General features: G+C 42.5%; 14 protein-coding genes, 3 tRNA genes and 1 pseudogene. 17 read left to right on the top strand and 1 reads right to left on the bottom strand.

Going from position 1 to position 20203, the window contains the following annotated elements; translation table 11 throughout:
• The 13 genes and pseudogenes from mrdA (at nt 1) to FNT16_RS02515 (ending at nt 12073) form a co-directional block, all read left to right on the top strand.
• Nucleotides 1–1938 (top strand): penicillin-binding protein 2, encoded by a 1938-nt coding sequence (mrdA, locus tag FNT16_RS02580; RefSeq protein ID WP_143870089.1) that lies wholly within the window; start codon nt 1–3, stop codon nt 1936–1938.
• On the top strand, nt 1935–3047 hold the full coding sequence (gene rodA / locus FNT16_RS02575) for a rod shape-determining protein RodA (RefSeq protein WP_143870088.1): 1113 nt from the start codon (nt 1935–1937) through the stop codon (nt 3045–3047). The genes mrdA and rodA overlap by 4 nt, the downstream gene beginning before the upstream one ends.
• Nucleotides 3047–3829, top strand: coding sequence for a septal ring lytic transglycosylase RlpA family protein (locus FNT16_RS02570; RefSeq protein ID WP_143870087.1), 783 nt, complete (start codon nt 3047–3049; stop codon nt 3827–3829). Before rodA ends, FNT16_RS02570 begins: the two co-directional genes overlap by 1 nt.
• 64 nt (nt 3830–3893) lie before the next feature.
• Nucleotides 3894–5045, top strand: a complete 1152-nt coding sequence (locus tag FNT16_RS02565; protein ID WP_143870086.1) for a serine hydrolase — start codon at nt 3894–3896, stop codon at nt 5043–5045.
• Nucleotides 5046–5688: 643 nt separating this feature from the next.
• The gene (gene ybeD, locus FNT16_RS02560; RefSeq protein WP_143870085.1) at nt 5689–5952 is read left to right on the top strand and encodes a DUF493 family protein YbeD; all 264 of its coding nucleotides are present in this window, start codon (nt 5689–5691) and stop codon (nt 5950–5952) included.
• 1 nt (nt 5953) lies between these two features.
• Nucleotides 5954–6601 carry a lipoyl(octanoyl) transferase LipB gene (gene lipB / locus FNT16_RS02555; RefSeq protein WP_143870084.1) on the top strand — a complete coding sequence of 216 codons (648 nt, stop codon included), beginning with the start codon at nt 5954–5956 and terminating at the stop codon, nt 6599–6601.
• Nucleotides 6594–7559, top strand: coding sequence for a lipoyl synthase (lipA, locus tag FNT16_RS02550; RefSeq protein WP_143870083.1), 966 nt, complete (start codon nt 6594–6596; stop codon nt 7557–7559). The genes lipB and lipA overlap by 8 nt, the downstream gene beginning before the upstream one ends.
• A gap of 138 nt (nt 7560–7697) precedes the next feature.
• Nucleotides 7698–9914, top strand: a complete 2217-nt coding sequence (locus tag FNT16_RS02545; RefSeq protein WP_143870082.1) for a TonB-dependent receptor — start codon at nt 7698–7700, stop codon at nt 9912–9914.
• Nucleotides 9915–10053: 139 nt separating this feature from the next.
• Nucleotides 10054–10129 (top strand) — tRNA-Phe (locus FNT16_RS02540).
• Nucleotides 10130–10548: 419 nt separating this feature from the next.
• A tRNA-Thr gene (locus FNT16_RS02535) sits at nt 10549–10624 on the top strand.
• A 20-nt stretch (nt 10625–10644) separates the two neighbouring features.
• Nucleotides 10645–10720: transfer RNA gene (locus FNT16_RS02530), tRNA-Phe, on the top strand.
• Between the two features lie 733 nt (nt 10721–11453).
• Nucleotides 11454–11784 (top strand): annotated as a pseudogene (locus FNT16_RS02525) (nucleotidyltransferase substrate binding protein).
• The gene (locus FNT16_RS02515) at nt 11777–12073 is read left to right on the top strand and encodes a nucleotidyltransferase family protein (RefSeq protein WP_185976667.1); all 297 of its coding nucleotides are present in this window, start codon (nt 11777–11779) and stop codon (nt 12071–12073) included. Before FNT16_RS02525 ends, FNT16_RS02515 begins: the two are co-directional and overlap by 8 nt.
• A gap of 9 nt (nt 12074–12082) precedes the next feature.
• On the opposite strand, the gene FNT16_RS02510 is transcribed toward FNT16_RS02515, so the two are convergent.
• Nucleotides 12083–12529: an REP-associated tyrosine transposase gene (locus FNT16_RS02510; protein ID WP_143870079.1), complete on the bottom strand. Its 447-nt coding sequence runs from the start codon at nt 12527–12529 to the stop codon at nt 12083–12085.
• A gap of 551 nt (nt 12530–13080) precedes the next feature.
• Here FNT16_RS02510 and FNT16_RS02505 point away from each other — a divergent pair.
• The 4 genes from FNT16_RS02505 (at nt 13081) to rfbB (ending at nt 20098) form a co-directional block, all read left to right on the top strand.
• Nucleotides 13081–14451, top strand: coding sequence for a Fic family protein (locus FNT16_RS02505; RefSeq protein WP_143870078.1), 1371 nt, complete (start codon nt 13081–13083; stop codon nt 14449–14451).
• Between the two features lie 344 nt (nt 14452–14795).
• Nucleotides 14796–17882 (top strand): SLBB domain-containing protein, encoded by a 3087-nt coding sequence (locus tag FNT16_RS02500; RefSeq protein WP_143870077.1) that lies wholly within the window; start codon nt 14796–14798, stop codon nt 17880–17882.
• 120 nt (nt 17883–18002) lie between these two features.
• Nucleotides 18003–18998 carry a Wzz/FepE/Etk N-terminal domain-containing protein gene (locus FNT16_RS02495; RefSeq protein WP_143870076.1) on the top strand — a complete coding sequence of 332 codons (996 nt, stop codon included), beginning with the start codon at nt 18003–18005 and terminating at the stop codon, nt 18996–18998.
• Nucleotides 18999–19021: 23 nt separating this feature from the next.
• On the top strand, nt 19022–20098 hold the full coding sequence (rfbB, locus tag FNT16_RS02490) for a dTDP-glucose 4,6-dehydratase (RefSeq protein ID WP_143870075.1): 1077 nt from the start codon (nt 19022–19024) through the stop codon (nt 20096–20098).
• The last annotated feature ends 105 nt before the right edge of the window (nt 20099–20203 follow it).

The following is a 20203-nucleotide window of genomic DNA, read 5'->3' as shown; positions in this document are numbered from 1 at the left end:
ATGCTGAACTGGCGTCGCCGAGTCGCAATTCGTGATCATTTAGCTGAAGCCAATTTATTTGCGCGCCGTGCAATTGTCGGTTTAGTCTGTGTGGTGCTTGCCTGTATTATCCTGGCGTTAAATATGCGCACGTTGCAAGTTGATAAACATCAGGATTACCAAACGCGCGCAGACGGTAATCGCATTAAAGTATTGCCAATCCCGCCTAACCGCGGACTCATTTATGATCGCTTTGGCCGGATATTGGCCGAAAATACCTCATTTTACAGCTTAGAAATTATTCCGGAAGAAGTGCAAGATCTGGATGAATTACTATTGCAAATACAACAACTAATCGCATTAGAAGACGAGGTAATAGAAGACTTTCGTCGTCAGGTTAAACAGCAAAGACGCAAGTTCAAACCGGTTGTTGTTGAATCCAGATTAACCGAAGAAGAAGCTGCCATTATTGCGGTTAATCAACACAAAATGCCGGGCGCGTATTTAGAAGCACGATTAAAAAGACACTACCCATACGGAGAACTAACCACGCATGCATTGGGCTATGTCGCAAAAATAAACCGGCGTGATGCAGACACGCTAGAAATGGTAGGCAAAAAGGCTAATTACGAAGGGACATTTGACATTGGCAAACTGGGTATAGAACGTTATTACGAAGATTTACTACATGGTCAGGTTGGATATCAGGAAGTAGAAGTCAACAACCGCGGGCGTCCAATCCGCACATTATCAGAACAGCCACCCGTGCCGGGGCAAGATTTGGTGCTGAATCTAGATATCGAAATGCAAAAACTGGCGCGCGATCAACTGGGCGAACGGCGCGGTGCAGTGGTTGTGTTAGATGCAAAAAATAACGGTATATTAGCGCTTTACAGTAATCCAAGTTACGATCCCAACTTATTTGTACATGGTATCAGCAGCAAAAATTATAAAGCCTTACTAAACAACCGCAGTCGCCCGCTGATAAACCGCGCTACACAAGGGCGTTATCCGCCGGCATCAACAATAAAACCGCATATCGGTTTATTAGGCTTAGATGAAAAACTGATCACCACCAAAACCAGAATTTGGGATCCGGGTTACTACCAGATAAAAGACATAGAACATAAATACCGCGACTGGAAAAGTTGGGGCCATGGCTGGGTGGATATATATCGCGCGATTGAAGAATCTTGTGATGTGTATTATTACGATTTAGCCGTGCGCTTAGGGATGGATAAAATATCAGAATTTATGACTCGCTTTGGTTTTGGCGAACTAACCGGCATTGATATCCACGAAGAAACCAGTGCGACCATGCCATCGCGCGATTGGAAATATGGCCGTTTTCGTCAGCCATGGTATGCAGGTGACACGGTATCAATTGGTATCGGTCAAGGCTACTGGACCGCGACCCCGCTACAACTGGCAACCGCAACCAGTGTGTTAGGTAATGAAGGGCAATATTACGAACCCAAACTGCTAAAAGCAACCCGCACGCAAACCGGCGAACTGCCGATTCCAGCGCAAGATCGCCGGCCGGTTGAAATAGAAAACGAACGCAACTGGCAAATTATTAAAACCGCCATGCAAGGGGTTGTAGAAAAACCGACTGGTTCAGGTTTCGCGGCATTTAAAGGCGTGAACTATGAAGCGGCCGGTAAAACCGGTACCGCGCAAGTTATTGCCATTGCACAGGACGAAGAGTACGACGCCGAAGCAATCGAAGAAAAATACCGCGACAACGCCTTATATGTTGGTTTTGCCCCGGTTGCTGAACCGCGTATTTCTGTAGCGGTGATTATTGAAAACGCAGGTGGTGGTGGTAAAAATGCGGCACCGGTTGCCAGAGCAATGATGGATTATTATTTCCAAAACTATCCGTTTCAAGAATATCCATCACAAGAATTTCCATCTCAAAACTATTCTACTCAAGAATACCCGGAGACCTTTCAATGAATGCGCAAGTGGGCAATCAAACCAGTTTCTGGCGAAAAATTCATATAGATACCTCACTATTAATCGGTTTGTTATGTTTAATCGGTATGGGCTTATTTATTATCTATAGTGCGTCTGGTCAGAATATGGATTTATTAGTCCGTCAGGGCACACGGCTTGGCGTAGCCTTAGTGGTGATGTTTGCGGTTGCGCAAATTCCACCCACCTTTTACCAAAGATGGGCTGCGCCACTGTTTATCATAGGTTGCTTACTATTACTTGCCGTACTGTTTTTTGGGGTCGTTGGTAAAGGTGCGCAGCGTTGGTTAGATATCGGCATTACCCGCATTCAACCGTCAGAAATGATGAAATTAGCACTGCCCATTACACTGGCGTGGTTTATTGCACGTAAACCTTTGCCCCCGACAATCGGTTATTCAGTGATTGGTTTAGCGCTGATAATGTTTCCAACTTTACTGATTGCCAAACAACCTGATTTAGGCACTTCGCTGCTAATTGCATGTTCCGGTTTGTTCGTACTATTTTTAGCTGGATTAAGCTGGCGGCTGATAGGCGGGTTCGCGGTCATCGGCTCAGCACTTGCACCGCTTATCTGGTATTTTTATATGCACGACTATCAAAAGCGCCGGGTACTGACATTTTTAAACCCAGAAAGTGATCCACTCGGTTCGGGTTATCATATAATTCAATCCAAAATAGCAATAGGCTCAGGTGGCATGTGGGGTAAAGGCTGGTTAAAGGGCACGCAGTCACAACTGGAATTTTTACCCGAGCGTCATACCGATTTTATCTTTTCGGTATTCGCCGAAGAGTTCGGCTGGGTGGGGGTATTAATCTTACTGGCCATTTACATGTATATCATTGCGCGTGGCATGGTGATCGCGATACGAGCACCAGATGCCTTTACCAAATTATTAGCCGGTAGCATCACCTTAACCTTTTTTGTTTATGTATTTGTCAATATCGGGATGGTTTCCGGATTATTACCGGTTGTTGGTGTTCCGCTGCCACTGGTTAGTTATGGCGGTACATCCATGGTGACCTTAATGGCCGGTTTTGGCATACTAATGGCGATAAGCACTCACAGAAGATTTTTGCGAGATAATTAATGAAAAAATTAATCGTTTTTTATTTCACAGCTTTTTGCAGCACAATAGGTTTAACTGCGTGTAGCAGTACACAAAAATCGCCAAATGAAGGGCGCTACAGTTTGTCGCAAGACATCGCGCCGGCAAGATTGCCAGAAGCGCACGAACTGATAGACCCAACCCCAATCTACGAACAGCCCAGCCGCGGCGGCAATAAAAATTACAACGTACTGGGACAAGATTATCGGGTGCTTACCAACGCCGAAGGATTTTCTGAAGAAGGGATTGCCTCATGGTACGGGCAAAAATTTCACGGCCATTTAACCTCAAATGGCGAAATTTACGACATGTACTCAATGAGCGCGGCGCACAAAACGCTACCACTGCCAACTTATGTACGTGTGACCAATTTAAGCAATGGAAAAAAAGCGGTGGTAAGGGTAAATGACAGAGGCCCTTTTCACGAAGGCCGAATTATCGATTTATCTTACGCAGCGGCCTATAAACTCGGTATTACCGCAACTGGCACCGCAAAAGTGAAAATAGAAGCTTTGCACTCAGCGCCCGGATTTTATATTGAAGTTGCACAAGATCAGGAAAAATCAACATTGAAAGATAAATCGGCAGCGGTTGCGGCACTCTTTCAAATTCCAACAAAAATAGTTGAAAACAGCGGAATTTTTCACCTGATCGCAGGTCCGATGGACAAACAGGATCAGGCAGATGCATTAATTGCCGATTTGTTACGCAGTGGCTATCAACAAGCGCGCCACTTTAGTAACATACGCCCTGTCATGCGGTAAGCCAATAATGGTATACTTCGCCGTGCAATTTTCCCATTAACCAGCAACCCATATAAGAATGATTATGAAATTGATAAAAAGAACACTTACTTTGCTCTGTATGAGTTTTGTTTTGGTACAGTTTAATGTTGCTGCAATCACGCCCAGTGCACCTCAGGTAAATGCCAAAGGACACATATTAATTGATTTTAATACCGGACACGTGATTTCGCAGGAAAACGCAGATATGCAACTTGCGCCGGCTTCGTTGACAAAAATGATGACCAGTTACGTGATTGGCTTAGAAATTAAGAACGGCAATATCAAAGAAACCGATATGGTCACCATTAGTGAAAATGCGTGGGCGAAAAACTTCCCAGAATCTTCAAAAATGTTTATTGAAGTGGGCAAACAGGTCTCAGTCGCTGATTTAAACCGCGGTATTATTGTGCAATCGGGTAATGATGCCTGTGTTGCGATGGCAGAGCACATCGCTGGCACAGAAGACGCTTTTGTCAGCTTAATGAACGCACATGCCGAAAAACTAGGGATGAGTTCCACTTACTTTGAAAATACACACGGTTTAACGTCTGCAAACCACTTTACCACGCCCAGAGACATGGCCACATTGGCAGCGGCGTTAATTCGTGACGTACCAAATGAATATGCCATTTATGCTGAAAAATCTTTTACTTTCAACGGTATTAAACAATACAACCGTAATAGCTTACTGTGGGATAAAAGTTTGGATGTAGATGGCATTAAAACCGGTCATACTGAAGAAGCAGGCTACAGTTTAGTGACTTCAGCAACAAAAGGTGAAATGCGTTTAATCTCAGTTGTGATGGGCGCTGATTCTGAGCGATCACGTAAAGAAGAAAACAAAAAGCTTTTGAACTATGGTTTTCGCTTTTTTGAAACCATCACACCATATGATGCAGGTAGCAAGTTTGCCGATCAACCTATTTGGATGGGCGATAAAGAAACCGTTAAATTGGGCATAACGCAGAGTACACAAGTCACCGTACCGCGTGGCCAGCGTAAAAACCTAAAAGCCAATATTCAGTTAGACGAAGAGCTGATAGCACCGCTTAAAAAAGGCACCGTAGTTGGCAAATTATTTTTACAATTAGAAGGTGAAGACATCGCTGAATATCCACTTGTTGCGTTGGAAAGTGTGAATGAAGGTGGTTTAATGTCGCGCGCTATCGACTATATAAAAATGCAACTTAGATAAATTGGTTTATATTACCTATTTAAAATCTTGATGTGCAATTTTTATAAAAAGTAGATAGTGTAGGTCGCGACGAGCTACGAGCCAATGTAGGTCGCGGCTTTAGCCCGACATTGTAGCAGCGAGTTTCGAGCTACAAGTTACAAGTTGCAAGAAATGTAGGTCGGACTTTAGTCCGACAAAGCAGGAAGCGCAAAAATCGAATTGAAAATGTCGCCCTAAAGGGACGACCTACATATTAGCGGCGAGTTACGTGTTTCGAGCTACAAGTTGCAAGATAAAAGTTGAAAGTCGCAAGAAATGTAGGTCGCGGCTTTAGTCCGACAAAGCAGGACGCACAAATATCGAATAAAAAACGTCGCCCTAAAGGGACGACCTACATATTAGCGGCGAGCTTCGAGCCAATGTAGGTCGGACTTTAGTCCGACAAAGCAGGATGCACAAAAATCGAATAAAAAACGTCGCCATGTAGGTCGGTGTTTACGCCGACAAATCTCGCAATATGCGCGATTGTTGAATTAAAATTGTCGCCCTAAAGGGACGACCTACATATTAGCGGCGAGTTATGAGCCAATGTAGGTCGCGGCTTTAGTCCGACAATGCAGGTACAAATTTACAGCTTCGAGTACAATTAGAATTGAATTAAATGAAAACAAAATTTGACGAATATTTAGAATTTCCCTGCCAGTTCCCATTCAAAGTACTGGGACAAGCAGATGACAAATTAATTGAAAAAGTAGTCGCAGTGGTACAAAAACATGCGCCGGGTGACTATCGCCCAACAAGCAAACCCAGTGGTAAAGGTAACTTTCAATCAGTCACCATATCCATCACGGCAACCAGTAAAACACAGCTCGAAACGCTTTACCAAGAACTGGCAAAAATTGATACCGTACGTATGGTGATGTAAGTTGGACAAACTGATTATCCGTCAATTGGGCTTGCGCGATTACCTGCCAATCTGGCAAAAAATGCAGGATTATACACAAACTCGTACACCACAAGATCTCGATGAAATCTGGTGGGTCGAGCACAACCCTGTATTTACTCAAGGGCAAGCGGGTAAAGCTGAACACCTGCTGATGCCAGGCGAAATACCCGTTGTAAAAGCAGACCGAGGTGGGCAGGTTACCTACCATGGGCCAGGACAATTAGTCGGGTATACACTTATTGATATTCGACGAAAAAATATGGGCGTGCGTCAACTGGTTAGCATACTGGAAAACAGCATCGCCAACATACTAAAACAATTTAAAATAGACGCATACCCCAAGAAAGACGCCCCCGGCGTATACGTCAACGAAGAAAAAATAGCATCACTCGGACTTAGAATTCGCAGAGGATGCTCATTTCACGGATTAGCACTGAATATCAATATGGATTTAGCGCCATTTCAGCGCATAAATCCCTGCGGCTACCAAGGGTTAAAAATGACCCAAAGTAGCTTACTCGGCGGGCCACAAACAGTGACACAAGCCAGCCAATTGTTAGGTCGTGAGCTGATAGCCCAACTAGGCTACCAGCAAATTGAAGAAAAAATAGGGTTCGACAATGAATAAACCAGCACGCCCAGTAGCCGGTGTCAAAATGCGCGATGAAGACAAAATGCGCTTAATCCCGATCAAAGTGTTACCAACCGAAAAATCTGAAATGCTGCGTAAACCAGAGTGGATCAAAATCAAACTACCACCCAGCACAGAAAAAATAGAACACATCAAAAAAACCATGCGTAAAAACAATTTACACTCAGTGTGTGAAGAAGCCTCATGTCCAAACTTGGCGGAATGTTTCAACCATGGCACGGCAACATTTATGATCTTGGGCGATATTTGTACAAGACGCTGTCCATTTTGTGATGTAGCACATGGCCGCCCGTTGGCACCCGATGCCAACGAACCCGAAAAGCTGGGGAAAACCATTGCAGAAATGGGCTTAAAATACGTTGTGATTACATCCGTTGACAGAGACGATTTAAGAGACGGCGGCGCGCAACACTTTGTCGACTGTATCGATGCCATTCGCAAATACAGCCCAGAAATCAAAATAGAAGTATTGGTCCCTGATTTTCGTGGCCGCATGGACGTCGCACTAAAAATACTGAACACCAGCCCACCCGATGTCTTTAACCACAACTTAGAAACCGCACCACGGTTATACAAAATGGCGCGCCCAGGAGCAGACTACAAATGGTCACTAGAATTATTGCGCCGTTTTAAAGAAGACAACCCGAACGTGGCAACCAAATCGGGTTTAATGATGGGCATGGGCGAAACCAACGAAGAAATCGTTGAAGTATTAAAAGACTTACGCGCACACAATGTTGATATGTTAACACTCGGTCAATATTTGCAACCCTCAAAACACCATTTACCCGTTAAACGTTATGTGCATCCAAAAGAATTTGACGAATTAGACGCGATAGCACAAGACTTAGGTTTTACGCATGCCGCTTGCGGACCCATGGTACGTTCCAGCTACCACGCTGATCGTCAAGCTGCGGGAGAAGAAGTTAAATAGCCAGTGAAAGAACCGCCTTTGTGCATTACAATCAGCGCTCGAGTAGCGAAAGCGTACCTCAGCGCTGATTTTGCTCGCAAAATCTATTTCCTCTATTAAACTGTTATTAATCAATTAATAAAGTTACCGGAAGAAATAATGAAGGCAGAGTACTTGGGGGTTGTTGCAGTTGGTTTCTTATTAAGCGGGTACGTGACCACCACGCAAGCACAAGAAATTGAAACAATACAAGTTACCGCACAGCGTAAACTACAAAATATACAAACCACGCCACTGGCCGTGTCGGCGCTTAATGCAGAAAAACTAAATCAGTTTCAGGTAGAAGATTTATCTGATATTGAAACCCGCATTCCCGGAATGTCGATGGGCACCTTAAATGGCGTGCAACCACAAATATTTATACGCGGGATCGGCTCTAATGACGACAGCGCAGGCGGCGATAGCTCAGTTGCAATATTTATCGACGATGTATATATCAATCGTGCTGCGGGCGTTCAATTTAATGCATTTGATATGCAGCGCATTGAAGTATTACGTGGGCCGCAAGGTACGCTTTACGGCAAAAACGGTGTGGGAGGCGTTATTCATTTTATACGCAATAAACCCAGCCAAGATGAAGAAGCGAAAATTACCGCAGGGGTTGGCAATTTACAACATCGTCAACTCAACGCACTATTAAACACCTCTTTAAATAAAAACTTGGCAAGTCGCTCAACAGTCAGTATTCATAAACGAGACGGATACGTAAAGGGGGTAGAAGACGCTGTACAGTTTTCAGATGTCGACAACCAAGCGGCGAATTTACAACTTACCTATCAAACCGGTGAGCACCAATTAAATCTCGCATTTGACTATTACGACGAAGCACAAAATAGCATAGGGCACCGGCCTTTAGGTGGTTCAATTGGGCAACTGATAAAATTATCGCAAGGTGAAAAAGCCAATGACTTTTACCGCAATTTCTCCTCAGCGCCTGGCTGGCAAAAACGCACGTTACAATCGTTAAGTTTAAGCTATGACACGCAATTAAACTGGGCAGAACTCACATCGATTACTGCGTATCGCGATATAGATGCCAATGTGCAAGACAAAGTTTCATCAACCGATATTCAATATACTGAATTATTAGATGTAAATAACCAAATAAACGAGCAAGCCACACAATTCAGCCAAGAACTTAGATTGTCTGGCGAGCCACTTTTACAGGGTAAGCTCAACTGGTTATCCGGCTTATATTATTTAAATGCGGATACCAAGCGAAACGAAAGCTTTATATCCGACATGGGCTATTTAATTCTGTCAACGCCACAACAGCCCGTACCGCCGGGTACACGTTTACAACTGATCTCACAAGCCGAACAAGTTGTAGAAACAAACAGTTACGCCGCATACGGGCAAATAAATTATCAGCTAAACGATACGCACACATGGACAACCGGGTTGCGTATCAGTTACGAACAAAAGCAAGCCACTCAACACGCACCACAGGCAGACGGCCTAATTGTATTTGAACCCTATCAAGCCAGCGCCGAAAAAGGTTTTAATAACCACTCATGGGAAACTATGCTAGAAAGCCAATGGCAAGATAAGCTATATAGCTACGTGCGTTATGCACAAGGCTTTAAAAGTGGTGGTTTTCAAGGCACCTCACCGAGCAAGGCGGCAGCAGAAAAACCGTTTTTTCCGGAAACAGCAGATAACTATGAAATGGGCGTACGTTCTGATTGGTTTGAAAATCAATTACGGCTAAATGCCACCGCCTTTTTAACCGAATACAAAAACTTACAAGTACTGCGCCAACAAGATGCGCAAACAACCATAGCGCCAATTATAATTGTGAACGCAGCCAAAGCACAAAGCAAAGGACTAGAGCTAGACTGGATATTTAAACCCGCAATTTTACAACAAAAAAATCAGCAAGTTGAACTGAGCGGATACTTGGCATACTTAGATGCAGAATATAAAGAATATGAAAATGCGGGCAACTCACTGGCGGGTAATCGACTGCGCAACGCGCCTAAAAATAGCTATGCAGTACAGCTAAGCTGGTACCTAAACTTAATACAAGCAGGGCGAGTGAGTACTCATATTGAATACCGATATAAAGGTAAAACCTATCAAGAGCCTGAAAACTTAGAAGCATCCGCAATACCTGCCTATCACCTAACCAATGCCAAAGTTAAATATCGCAGTACAAATGAAAAATGGTTTGCAGAAATATGGATAGACAATCTATTTGATAAACAATATTACATTCACAATTTTGCTTCACCGACATCAACCGGCCAACTCGCGGTAATCGGCACACCGGGATTACCAAGACATTATGGTATAAATATAGGCTATACATGGTGAAATTGAACAGAGAATAATCAAACAGAAAAATAATCGATAATTAAACAGATTTTTCTTATAAATTAGTTGACTTAGACCCCCAAAATCCGTTTAATACACGCCCGCAGCAGAAGGATAACTGCAGCGCTTAAAGTGTAAAGCCCAGATAGCTCAGTCGGTAGAGCAGGGGATTGAAAATCCCCGTGTCGGTGGTTCGATTCCGCCTCTGGGCACCATTTAATGTAGGATACAAGCTTCGAGTTACGAGCTTCGAGCTGTGTAGGTCGTCCCTTTAGGGCGACAAAACAAGGAATAACCATTTAGCTTCACAGTTAAATGTAGGTCGCGGCTTTAGCCCGACAAATGCATCTTACATAAGATATGTAAACACATATTAAATGTACAATGTAGGTCGTCCCTTTAGGGCGACAAAAATGGAATAACCATTTAACTTCACAGTTAAATGTAGGTCGCGGCTTTAGCCCGACAAAAATGCATGTTACACAAGATATGTAAGCACATATTAAATGTACAATGTAGGTCGTCCCTTTAGGGCGACAAAATGCAAACTAGTTAACTAGCAAGCATACGTAATTGTAAATCACGGCTTTAGCCCGAAAAAAACAATTACCGCAATTTAAGAAAGTTTTAGTGTGCCGGCTTAGCTCAGTTGGTAGAGCAACTGACTTGTAATCAGTAGGTCGCCAGTTCGACTCCGGCAGCCGGCACCATTTAACTTTCCTTCAAGTTAGCCCAGATAGCTCAGTCGGTAGAGCAGGGGATTGAAAATCCCCGTGTCGGTGGTTCGATTCCGCCTCTGGGCACCATTTAATGTAGGTCGCGGCTTCAGCCCGACAAAAATGCATCTTACAAAATATCTAAGCACGTATTGGCTGTACAATGTAGGTCGTCCCTTTAGGGTGACAAAAAATAGAACAACCATTTAATTTCACAGTTAAATGTAGGTCGCGGCTTTAGCCCGACAAATCTCCCGACAAACATCAATGCCCACAACTTAAAACCCACAATTCAAATCCCGCTCACCTTAATATTCATTTATCACGCAGACACGCGTAAATATATCCCTATAGCTTTAGCGCAGCATCCATGCTGCGAAAGTCTGCTTAGATAAACTGAGTATCAAGCCTCACTCGAACCTAATTTCTTAAAACTTAAAACTTAAAACTTAAAACTTGAAACTTGAAACTTAAAACTTAAAACTTAAAACTTAAAACTTAAAACTTGTAGCTACAATGTAGGTCGCGGCTTCAGCCCGACATTTTAGCGACGAGTTACGAGCAGCGAGCTTCGAGCCAATGTAGGTCGGACTTTAGTCCGACAAAAGCAAGCAACACAAATATCGAAATAAACGTTGTCGCCCTAAAGGACGACCTACACGGCTCGTAGCTCGCGGCTTAAAGCTCGAAGCTCAAATTGTCGCCCTAAAAACGACCCACACACCATATAGCCCGTCGCAGAACTAACAACACGTTAATTGGTTAAAATCAACGGTTAAGTTATAATTAAACACTAGCTCTAACCCATAGAAGATAATTCTTAATGCTTGACTTTACACCGCTTAAATCGGCTCTTGATTCACTAAAAGAATCTATAGATGTAACAAATCAATATGCCGAAGAACATAAAACCAATATATCTACACCACTTTTTAGAACACTTCGAGCAGGCGTTATTCAAAATTTTGAATTTACGTACGAACTTAGCTGGAAATCAACTCGCCGTTGGTTAGCTGAAAATTTTTCATTTTCAACGCAATCAAACTTCTCACACATACGAAGAGAAAACCGCAGCGGAAGTGTATGAAATTACCCATGACTTTTATCAACATGCAAACAAATTATATGAACGATTGGTGCAAAAAAATGATTAACATCACAGCGGCTGAAAAACAAATCATTGAGCAAATTATTCAACAATCATTGCCCGATAATGTTCAGGTTTATGTATTTGGCTCGCGAACGAAAAACCAAAATAGACAGTATTCAGATTTAGATATAGTACTAAAGTGCGACAAAAAGGTGAGTCCGGAATTGCTGATAAATTTAAAAGAAGAGTTTATGGAATCCGATCTACCTTTTAGAGTAGATATCACAGATTGGCACCGGTTATCTGAAAGTTTTAAACCCTGTATAGAAAAAGATTTAATACAAATACACTGAAACACAAAACTACAAATAAACTGAATCCCAAAAAGGATAACAACGTACGCTCTTAACTAAATTACGTCGTAGGGGATTAGCAACAATATATCTGGCAATGTTTTTCCTGTCTTCATCTTTACGCAACGCATGCTCGTAAAACGAAGGTTGCCATACGTGGCGACTTTGCCGGTGTAGCAAATTAACTCTATACGCCGACAATCCTTTTAAATGACCAACCATAGGTGGAAGATTTGCCGTATTTAACTGCACCAACCCATGAAAATGATCAGGCATTAATACCCAAGTAAGCCATTTACAATTAAATTTGGATTCATTGACGGAAATCTGCTGGCAAAATGTTTGAGCAGTACAAAAATCAGAAAATAACGGCGCGCGTTTTTTGGTAACAAAAGTGACAAAATATTCGCGATTAGCTTGAGAAAAACGACCCTTGCGTAAATCATTCCATGACATATGATTGAATCCATTCAAAAAAACATAAAAAAATAATAGACACAAAATAGAAAATTGCAAACCAGCAATTAAAATTATCGCCATGTAGGTCGGTATTTATGCCGACATTTTAGCGACGAGTTACGAGCAGCGAGCTTCGAGCCAATGTGGGTCGCGGCTTTAGTCCGACATTTTAGCGACGAGTTACGAGCAGCGAGCTTCGAGCCAATGTAGGTCGGACTTTAGTCCGTCAAAAGCAAGTAGCACAAATATCGAAATAAACGTTGTCGCCCTGTAGGTCGGTATTTATGCCGACAAATCGCGCAATATGCACATTGTCGCCCTAAAGGGCCGACCTACACAGCTCGCATCTTTCAACTTGAAACTTAAAACTTGTAGCTTCAGTGTAGGTCGCGGCTTTAGCCCGACAAATCGCGCAACATGCACAATGTCGCCCTAAAGGGCCGACCTACACAGCTCGCATCTTAAAACTCATAATCGCGCCAAAAAACTTTTAATTGCGCCACAAATGCGCCAAAATAAACTATAAATGCGCCAATTCAGAACTAAACATGACAAAAGCAGAAAACAACATCCTACTTTATATTCAAAACAGCGAACAGCCAGTTCAACTCGCTCAATTAGAAATTGCTTTTCAAACACAATCAAGGCGCACAATTCAAAGAATCATAAAGCGGCTCATCGACAACCAACAAATAAAAAAAATTGGTCAAGGGCGAAGCACTGCTTACACAGCTAATCAGTCACATAAAAGTCAAAAGCAAGCTGAAACGCAACCACCCACAGATATCAACTACACAGACTACATACCCTTAACACCGGCAAGTCGCGAGATCATTAAATACCTAAACCAACCAGAACAAACGCGAGAGCCAATAAGCTACCAACTGGAATTTTTACAAGAATACACACCCAATCAAACGTACTACCTGTCCGCATCCACACGTGAACAACTTAAAAGGCTCGGTTCAACCAATACAGGCCAACAACCTGCAGGTACATTTGGGCGAGAAATATACAGTCGGCTGCTTATCGATCTGTCATGGGCATCAAGCCACCTAGAAGGCAACACCTATAGTAAATTAGATACGATTGAACTTATAGAACACGGCAAGATCGCCAAAGGCAAAAATGCGTTAGAAACACAAATGATACTAAACCACAAAAACGCAATAGAACTACTAATAGAAAACGCCAGCGAGCTCGGATTTAACCGCTATACGATAACCAATTTACACAGTGCCTTATCAGAAAACTTACTGCCGAACCCAGCAGATGAAGGCCGAATCCGCATACACACAGTTGAAATTGGTAAAAGCGTCTACAAACCGATCAGCGGCGCTAAACAAATAGAAAATATACTGGATATCATATTAGAAAAAGCGGAAAAAATAAGCGATCCATTCGAACAGGCGTTTTTTACCATGGTACACATACCCTATTTACAGCCATTTGCCGACGTAAATAAACGCGTGTCACGTTTGGCGGCCAATATTCCATTAATTAAGCAAAATTATTGTCCGCTCACCTTTTTAGACGTACCAGAAAAAGCCTATAGTGCCGCCATGCTAGGAGTATACGAACTTACGCGAATCGACCTTTTAAAAGATTTATTTATATGGGCATACGAACGCTCAAGCAAAGAATACATAGCCATAAAACAATCACTCGCCGAGCCAGACCCGATTCGATTGATATATCGCGATATCATCAAAAAAACAGTATTTGAGATTGTCACACACCCAGACGAAGACGCCGAAACAATGATTGAAAACATCATTGAACAACAGAAAATCAACAGGCAAGATAAACCAGCACTAAAAGAACAAATTAACCAAGAAATTGCACGCTTACATGAAGGTGTACTCGCAAGGTATGGGCTAACACCATCACAATATAAAACATACCGACGCAAAATGTAGGTCGGACTTTACGCTAAAATGTAGGTCGTGGCTTCAGCCCGACATTTTAGCGACGAGTTACGAGCAGCGAGCTTCGAGCCAATGTAGGTCGGACTTTAGTCCGACAAATCGCGCAATATGCAAACTGTCGCCCTAAAGGGACGACCTACACAGCTCGCCGCTCGCCGCTCGAAGCTCGAAGCTCGAAGCTCGTCGCTCCAAAATAGAACCTCTTCACAAAAAATTACTCGCAACTTGCCATAAATTTGTTATATTACCGCGCTATAAATATCTAGATGAATCAAACTCCAGATTATAAGCAAATTGTAAAATTTGTGTCGCATTTGAAAGGGAAAAGTTAACACATGAAGCGAGTACTGCTTTTACTCCTCACGAGTATCCTATTTAGCCACCAAGCCCAAGCTGTCGCACCATCGCAAGAGCAAATAGCGCAATTTAAACAACTTCCCAAAGCGCAACAAGAAGCGCTTGCTAAACAATATGGCATAGATTTATCAGAAATCAACCAAACCACCACAAGCAAAAAAATAGACAACCCCAAAGTGGTTACCTCACGCTCGGTCGACGATGCCGTCGTAACCGAAGTAGATAAAGGCTTAGCCAGTGGCACCGGATTAACCTCAGACGGCGATGCCAAACAAAAAGGCAAAAGCGCGCGCGTCTTAAAACCCTTTGGATACGAATTATTTGCCGGCAGCCCATCTACATTCGCACCTGCAACCGACGTACCCGTACCACACGAATACGTATTAGGCCCGGGCGACACGGTAAAAATCCAACTATTTGGTAAAGAATTCAAAAGCTATGAAGTCACAATAGACAGAAACGGCACCTTTATGATGCCAGAAACCGGCCCGCTACAAGTCGTCGGTATGTCATTTTCAGAATTCAAAAACTTTATTAACGAACAAATCTCACAAAAAGTAATAGGCGCAAAAGCCAACATAACCATGGGCGCACTACGCTCAATCCGCATCTTTGTATTAGGTGAAGCCTACAAACCGGGTGCTTATACCGTTAGCTCATTATCCAGCATTACCCATGCATTATTCGTATCAGGCGGGGTAACAGAAGTGGGTTCACTTAGAAATATCCAACTAAAACGTAAAGGCAAGGTTATCACCACCTTCGATTTATACGACTTACTACTAAAAGGTAACACAGCAAACGACACCAACTTACTACCGGGTGACGTCGTGTTTATTCCACCTGTAGGGACAACCGTAGGGGTAGATGGCGAAGTAAAACGCCCAGCAATATACGAGCTTAAAAACAGTGTAAATGCCGGTGAAGTCATAGAACTCGCAGGGGGCTATTTACCCACCGCCTATCCAAAAGCTTCCAAAATAGAACGCATAGGCAAACAAGGTGAACGCACAGTCGTAGATGTTGATTTAACGCAAAAAAGCGGAAAACAACAAGCACTCAGCAATGGTGACATTGTGCGCGTATATTCAATACTCGACTCGCGTGAAAACGTGGTATCGATAGAAGGCCACACACACCGCCCAGGCGCATTTGCATGGAAAAAAGGCATGCGCGTCAGCGATCTTATAAACGACGTGCGCGATTTAAAATCAGAACCTGATTTAGTCTACTCACTAATCATTCGCGAAGAACAACCACTGCGCACCATAACAGCACTGCAGTTTTCAATTGGTCAAGTACTGGCCAACCCAAGCAGCGAACACAATATAAAATTACAGCCCAGAGACAAAATTTATGTATTTGGCGCAAACCAAGCAAGACAACTTGATGGTGTACTAGCACGTTTACGTTCGCAGTCACGCGCGACACAACCGCCTAAAATTGTATCGATAAGCGGAAATGTTGAATTTGCGGGTAACTACCCGTTAACCACCAGCATGACAGTAAACGACCTAATAAAAGCGGCATACGACTACCGTATGGACACCGACTTACAATTTGCACTATTACAGCGCCGTTCACGTAACCCAAAACGTACCTGGTTTGAAAAAGTAGATTTAACCAACCCTGCAGAAAAACAAACTAAATTACGCGAAGAAGACAAACTATTTATATTCTCAACCAGCGAACAACGCAGCGGTCAAATTGGTTTATTATCTAACAGCTTAATTGAGCTACAACAACAAGCCCGCAATGGTGAACCTGCAGAAATTGTACAAGTAGTGGGTAACGTTAAATATCCAGCTTATTTTCCACTGCACAGAAACATGACAGTAAACGACTTACTGCTTGCAGCGCACGATATAAAGCTAGAAACCGATCAAGATTACATGCTACTAAAACGCCGCAACTACGCGTTAAACCGCTTTGAATTTGAAGCGCTTAGCATGCGAAATCAGGAAGATCTAAAATTTCAACTAAGACCAGAAGACAAGCTGTACGTATTTTCAATTAACCAATCACGTACTGCGCTTATCGGTGATTTAGTTGCGCAAATTCGCCAGCAAACCAATAAAGAAAACCAAGTATTATTGGTAAATATTAGTGGCGAAGTTAGATTTCCGGGCACTTACCCACTGTCTAACAATATGACACTGCAAGACTTAATACAGGCAGCCGGTGGCTACACAGAAGCCAGTTACCTAAACGAAATTGGAATCAGCCGGTTTACCACAAACTTAGTCGACTCATCTGATTTTATATTAGAAACCATCGACTTAACCACCACCAATACCAGCGAATATCATTTAGCGCCGCGCGATAATGTATTGGTTAAAAAGATACCCGAATGGCGCGATCACGAAACTGTAACCTTAATGGGCGAATTTAAATTCCCCGGTGTGTATACCATAAACAAAGGTGAAACCTTAGCCAGCTTAGTAAAACGAGCTGGTGGATTTTCTGAAAACGCATTTTTAGGCGCCTCAATATTCACGCGTAGCTACTTAAAAACGCAAGAGCAAAAAATGCTAGACGAAGCCGAACGAAAATTAAGACGCGAACTGGTTGCAACACAAATAAACAGCGGTGAAGCCGGTAGATCAGAAACCATATTATCACTATTAGAACAGCTAGAAGCCGCGCAAGCGACAGGCCGTATGATAATAGAAAAAGAACAATTATTAGTGCAAGAAGAATCAGTAGAACTGCGAAACGGTGATGTATTAATAGTGCCAAGAATCAACCAAGCAGTTTCTGTAATTGGCGAGGTATATGCGCCAACTGCACAAATATATAACAGCAGCTGGGATATGGAAGATTATATAGCCGCCGCAGGCGGATATAACCAACTGGCAGAAAACAGCGATGCCTACATTATAAAAGCCAATGGCCGTGTAGTTTCAAATATCGGCTGGTTTGGCGGTAGCTCAAAAGTAGAGCCGGGCGACACTATAGTCGTACCAACTAATGTAGACCCAATACCAGCTATTACTATTTGGAAAGAAGTAACTGGTATTATATATCAATCTACAGTTGCACTAGCCGCCGTCGCCGCACTCTAGTGTAGGTCGCGGCTTCAGCCCGACAAGTAGTGTTGGTCGCGGCTTTAGCCCGACAACATTAAACCCGAAAAAATTTGAACATCGCACACACGCGACAAAAACGGACATTTAACACAAACAATGAACGAACTAGAAAACCGCTTAGCAAGAATAGAAGAAAAACTCTCGCAAAAGCTAGACAGCGACTTTACAGACAATCGTGATGATGAAATAGACCTGCGCGAACTCTGGAACGTGATTTGGGCGGGCCGCATAAAAATAATCGCTATTACCGCCGTATTTGCAATTGCTTCTGTTATTTACGCATTGTCGCTGCCAAACATGTATAAATCCCAAATTGTACTAACCCCTGCGCAGACAGATGGAAAAAATGGCATGGGAGCATTAGCCTCTCAATATGGTGGATTGGCAGCCATGGCGGGTATTAATTTAGGTGGTGGTGATAGCAGCAGAATAGAACAAGCTATTGAGTTGATAAAAAGTTGGCCATTTTTAGAAAACGTTATAAATAAATACAACTTAAAACCACAAATTATGGCGGTTGAAGGATGGAACAAAACAACAAAAGAATTAATTTATAACAAAGATATTTACAACCCTGAAAGTGGCGAATGGACGCTTGACGTAGATGAGGGAAAAGACCCAGAGCCTTCTAGCTGGAAAGCTTATCAGGCATTCAGCAGTATGTTAACTGTTACTAATGATGCTAAATCAGGTATGCTAACCATCGGCATCGAGCATTATTCAGCTCAAGTTGCTTTTGAGTGGGTGAAGCTATTAAAGCAAGAAATTAATCATTTTTACCAGCAACAAGATATGGTTGAAGCACAAAAAAATATTGACTATTTATCTGGAAAAATAGCAGAAACGAATGTAACAGATATGCAGTCAGTTTTTTACAACATGATTGAAAGTCAAACTAAAACTTTAATGTTAGCAGAAGTGAGTGATCAGTATTTGGTTAAAACTGTAGTTCCAGCGAAAGTGGCCGAAGAAAAATCTAAACCTAGGCGCGGACTTATTTGTATTTTAGGTACAATATTAGGTGGTATGTTTGGATTGCTGTTTGTGTTAGTTCGCCATTTCACAGCTAACAATAGAAATATCTCAGAATAATGTTTAAGGCTGGTCAAACAGGTATGAAAATTTTAGTAACAGGTGGCGCAGGTTTTATTGGTTCTGCGGTTATACGCCATATTATAAATAACACTGAGCATGCAGTTATTAATGTTGATAAATTAACTTATGCTGGCAATTTACAATCGTTAACTTCAGTGTCTGGCAACACCCGCTACGCTTTTGAAAAAGTGGATATCTGCGATGCAGAAGCAATAAAGGACGTTTTTAACAATCATAAACCCGATATTGTCATGCATTTAGCTGCAGAAAGTCATGTAGATCGTTCAATTGATGGCCCTGGCGAATTTATGCAAACCAACATTATTGGTACATATACGTTGTTGGAACAAGCAAGGGCTTATTGGTCAAACCTTCAAGGCGAAGCGAAAGAGCGCTTTAAGTTCCACCACATATCAACAGATGAAGTATATGGTGATTTACCTCACCCTGATGAGGTTGAGCACGGCACTGAATTACCTTTGTTTACCGAAGAAACAGCTTACGAGCCGAGTAGCCCATATTCTGCCAGTAAAGCAAGTTCAGATCATTTAGTTAGAGCTTGGGCGCGTACTTATGGTTTACCAACTCTTGTTACAAATTGTTCAAATAACTACGGGCCTTATCATTTTCCTGAAAAATTAATTCCGCTCGTTATTTTAAATGCTGTTGCTGGTAAACCTCTACCTGTTTATGGTAAAGGTAACCAAATACGTGATTGGCTTTATGTTGAAGACCATGCAGAGGCTTTGGTACTAGTCGCCACTGAAGGTAAAGTAGGCGAAACCTACAATATCGGCGGACATAACGAAAAACAAAATATTGAAGTAGTAAAAACTATCTGCCAAATATTGGATGAAATAAAACCCAAAGCCACTCAGTATGCTGAACAAATTACATTTGTAGCCGACAGACCCGGCCATGACATGCGTTACGCAATAGATGCAAGTAAAATACAAAAAGAGCTGGGTTGGAAGCCAAAAGAAACGTTTGAAACAGGTTTGCGAAAAACAGTTATTTGGTATTTAGAGAATGAAACATGGTGGCAAAACGTGCTGTCTGGCGATTACCAACTAGAAAGACTAGGTCAAGCCGAGTAATGTAGTTCGCGGTTTCAACCCGACAGTAAATGTAGGTCGGCCTTTAGGCCGGCAATTAAAAAGTTATATAGGTCGTGGTTGCAACCCAGCGGTTAATGTAGGTCG

Origin of the sequence: Catenovulum sediminis (assembly GCF_007289895.1) — a bacterium.
Taxonomy (GTDB): domain Bacteria; phylum Pseudomonadota; class Gammaproteobacteria; order Enterobacterales; family Alteromonadaceae; genus Catenovulum; species Catenovulum sediminis.
The sequence above is the reverse complement of the archived record's forward strand: the minus strand, read 5'-3'. Positions and strand labels throughout refer to the sequence as shown.

Excerpts from the sequence above, each read along its gene's own strand:
- mrdA (WP_143870089.1), top strand. The coding sequence starts at position 1 with ATGCTGAACTGGCGTCGCCGAGTCGCAATTCGTGATCATTTAGCTGAA.
- rodA (WP_143870088.1), top strand. The coding sequence starts at position 1,935 with ATGAATGCGCAAGTGGGCAATCAAACCAGTTTCTGGCGAAAAATTCAT.
- FNT16_RS02570 (WP_143870087.1), top strand. The coding sequence starts at position 3,047 with ATGAAAAAATTAATCGTTTTTTATTTCACAGCTTTTTGCAGCACAATA.
- FNT16_RS02565 (WP_143870086.1), top strand. The coding sequence starts at position 3,894 with ATGAAATTGATAAAAAGAACACTTACTTTGCTCTGTATGAGTTTTGTT.
- ybeD (WP_143870085.1), top strand. The coding sequence starts at position 5,689 with ATGAAAACAAAATTTGACGAATATTTAGAATTTCCCTGCCAGTTCCCA.
- lipA (WP_143870083.1), top strand. The coding sequence starts at position 6,594 with ATGAATAAACCAGCACGCCCAGTAGCCGGTGTCAAAATGCGCGATGAA.
- FNT16_RS02545 (WP_143870082.1), top strand. The coding sequence starts at position 7,698 with ATGAAGGCAGAGTACTTGGGGGTTGTTGCAGTTGGTTTCTTATTAAGC.
- FNT16_RS02515 (WP_185976667.1), top strand. The coding sequence starts at position 11,777 with ATGATTAACATCACAGCGGCTGAAAAACAAATCATTGAGCAAATTATT.
- FNT16_RS02510 (WP_143870079.1), bottom strand. The coding sequence starts at position 12,529 with ATGTCATGGAATGATTTACGCAAGGGTCGTTTTTCTCAAGCTAATCGC.
- FNT16_RS02505 (WP_143870078.1), top strand. The coding sequence starts at position 13,081 with ATGACAAAAGCAGAAAACAACATCCTACTTTATATTCAAAACAGCGAA.
- FNT16_RS02500 (WP_143870077.1), top strand. The coding sequence starts at position 14,796 with ATGAAGCGAGTACTGCTTTTACTCCTCACGAGTATCCTATTTAGCCAC.
- FNT16_RS02495 (WP_143870076.1), top strand. The coding sequence starts at position 18,003 with ATGAACGAACTAGAAAACCGCTTAGCAAGAATAGAAGAAAAACTCTCG.
- rfbB (WP_143870075.1), top strand. The coding sequence starts at position 19,022 with ATGAAAATTTTAGTAACAGGTGGCGCAGGTTTTATTGGTTCTGCGGTT.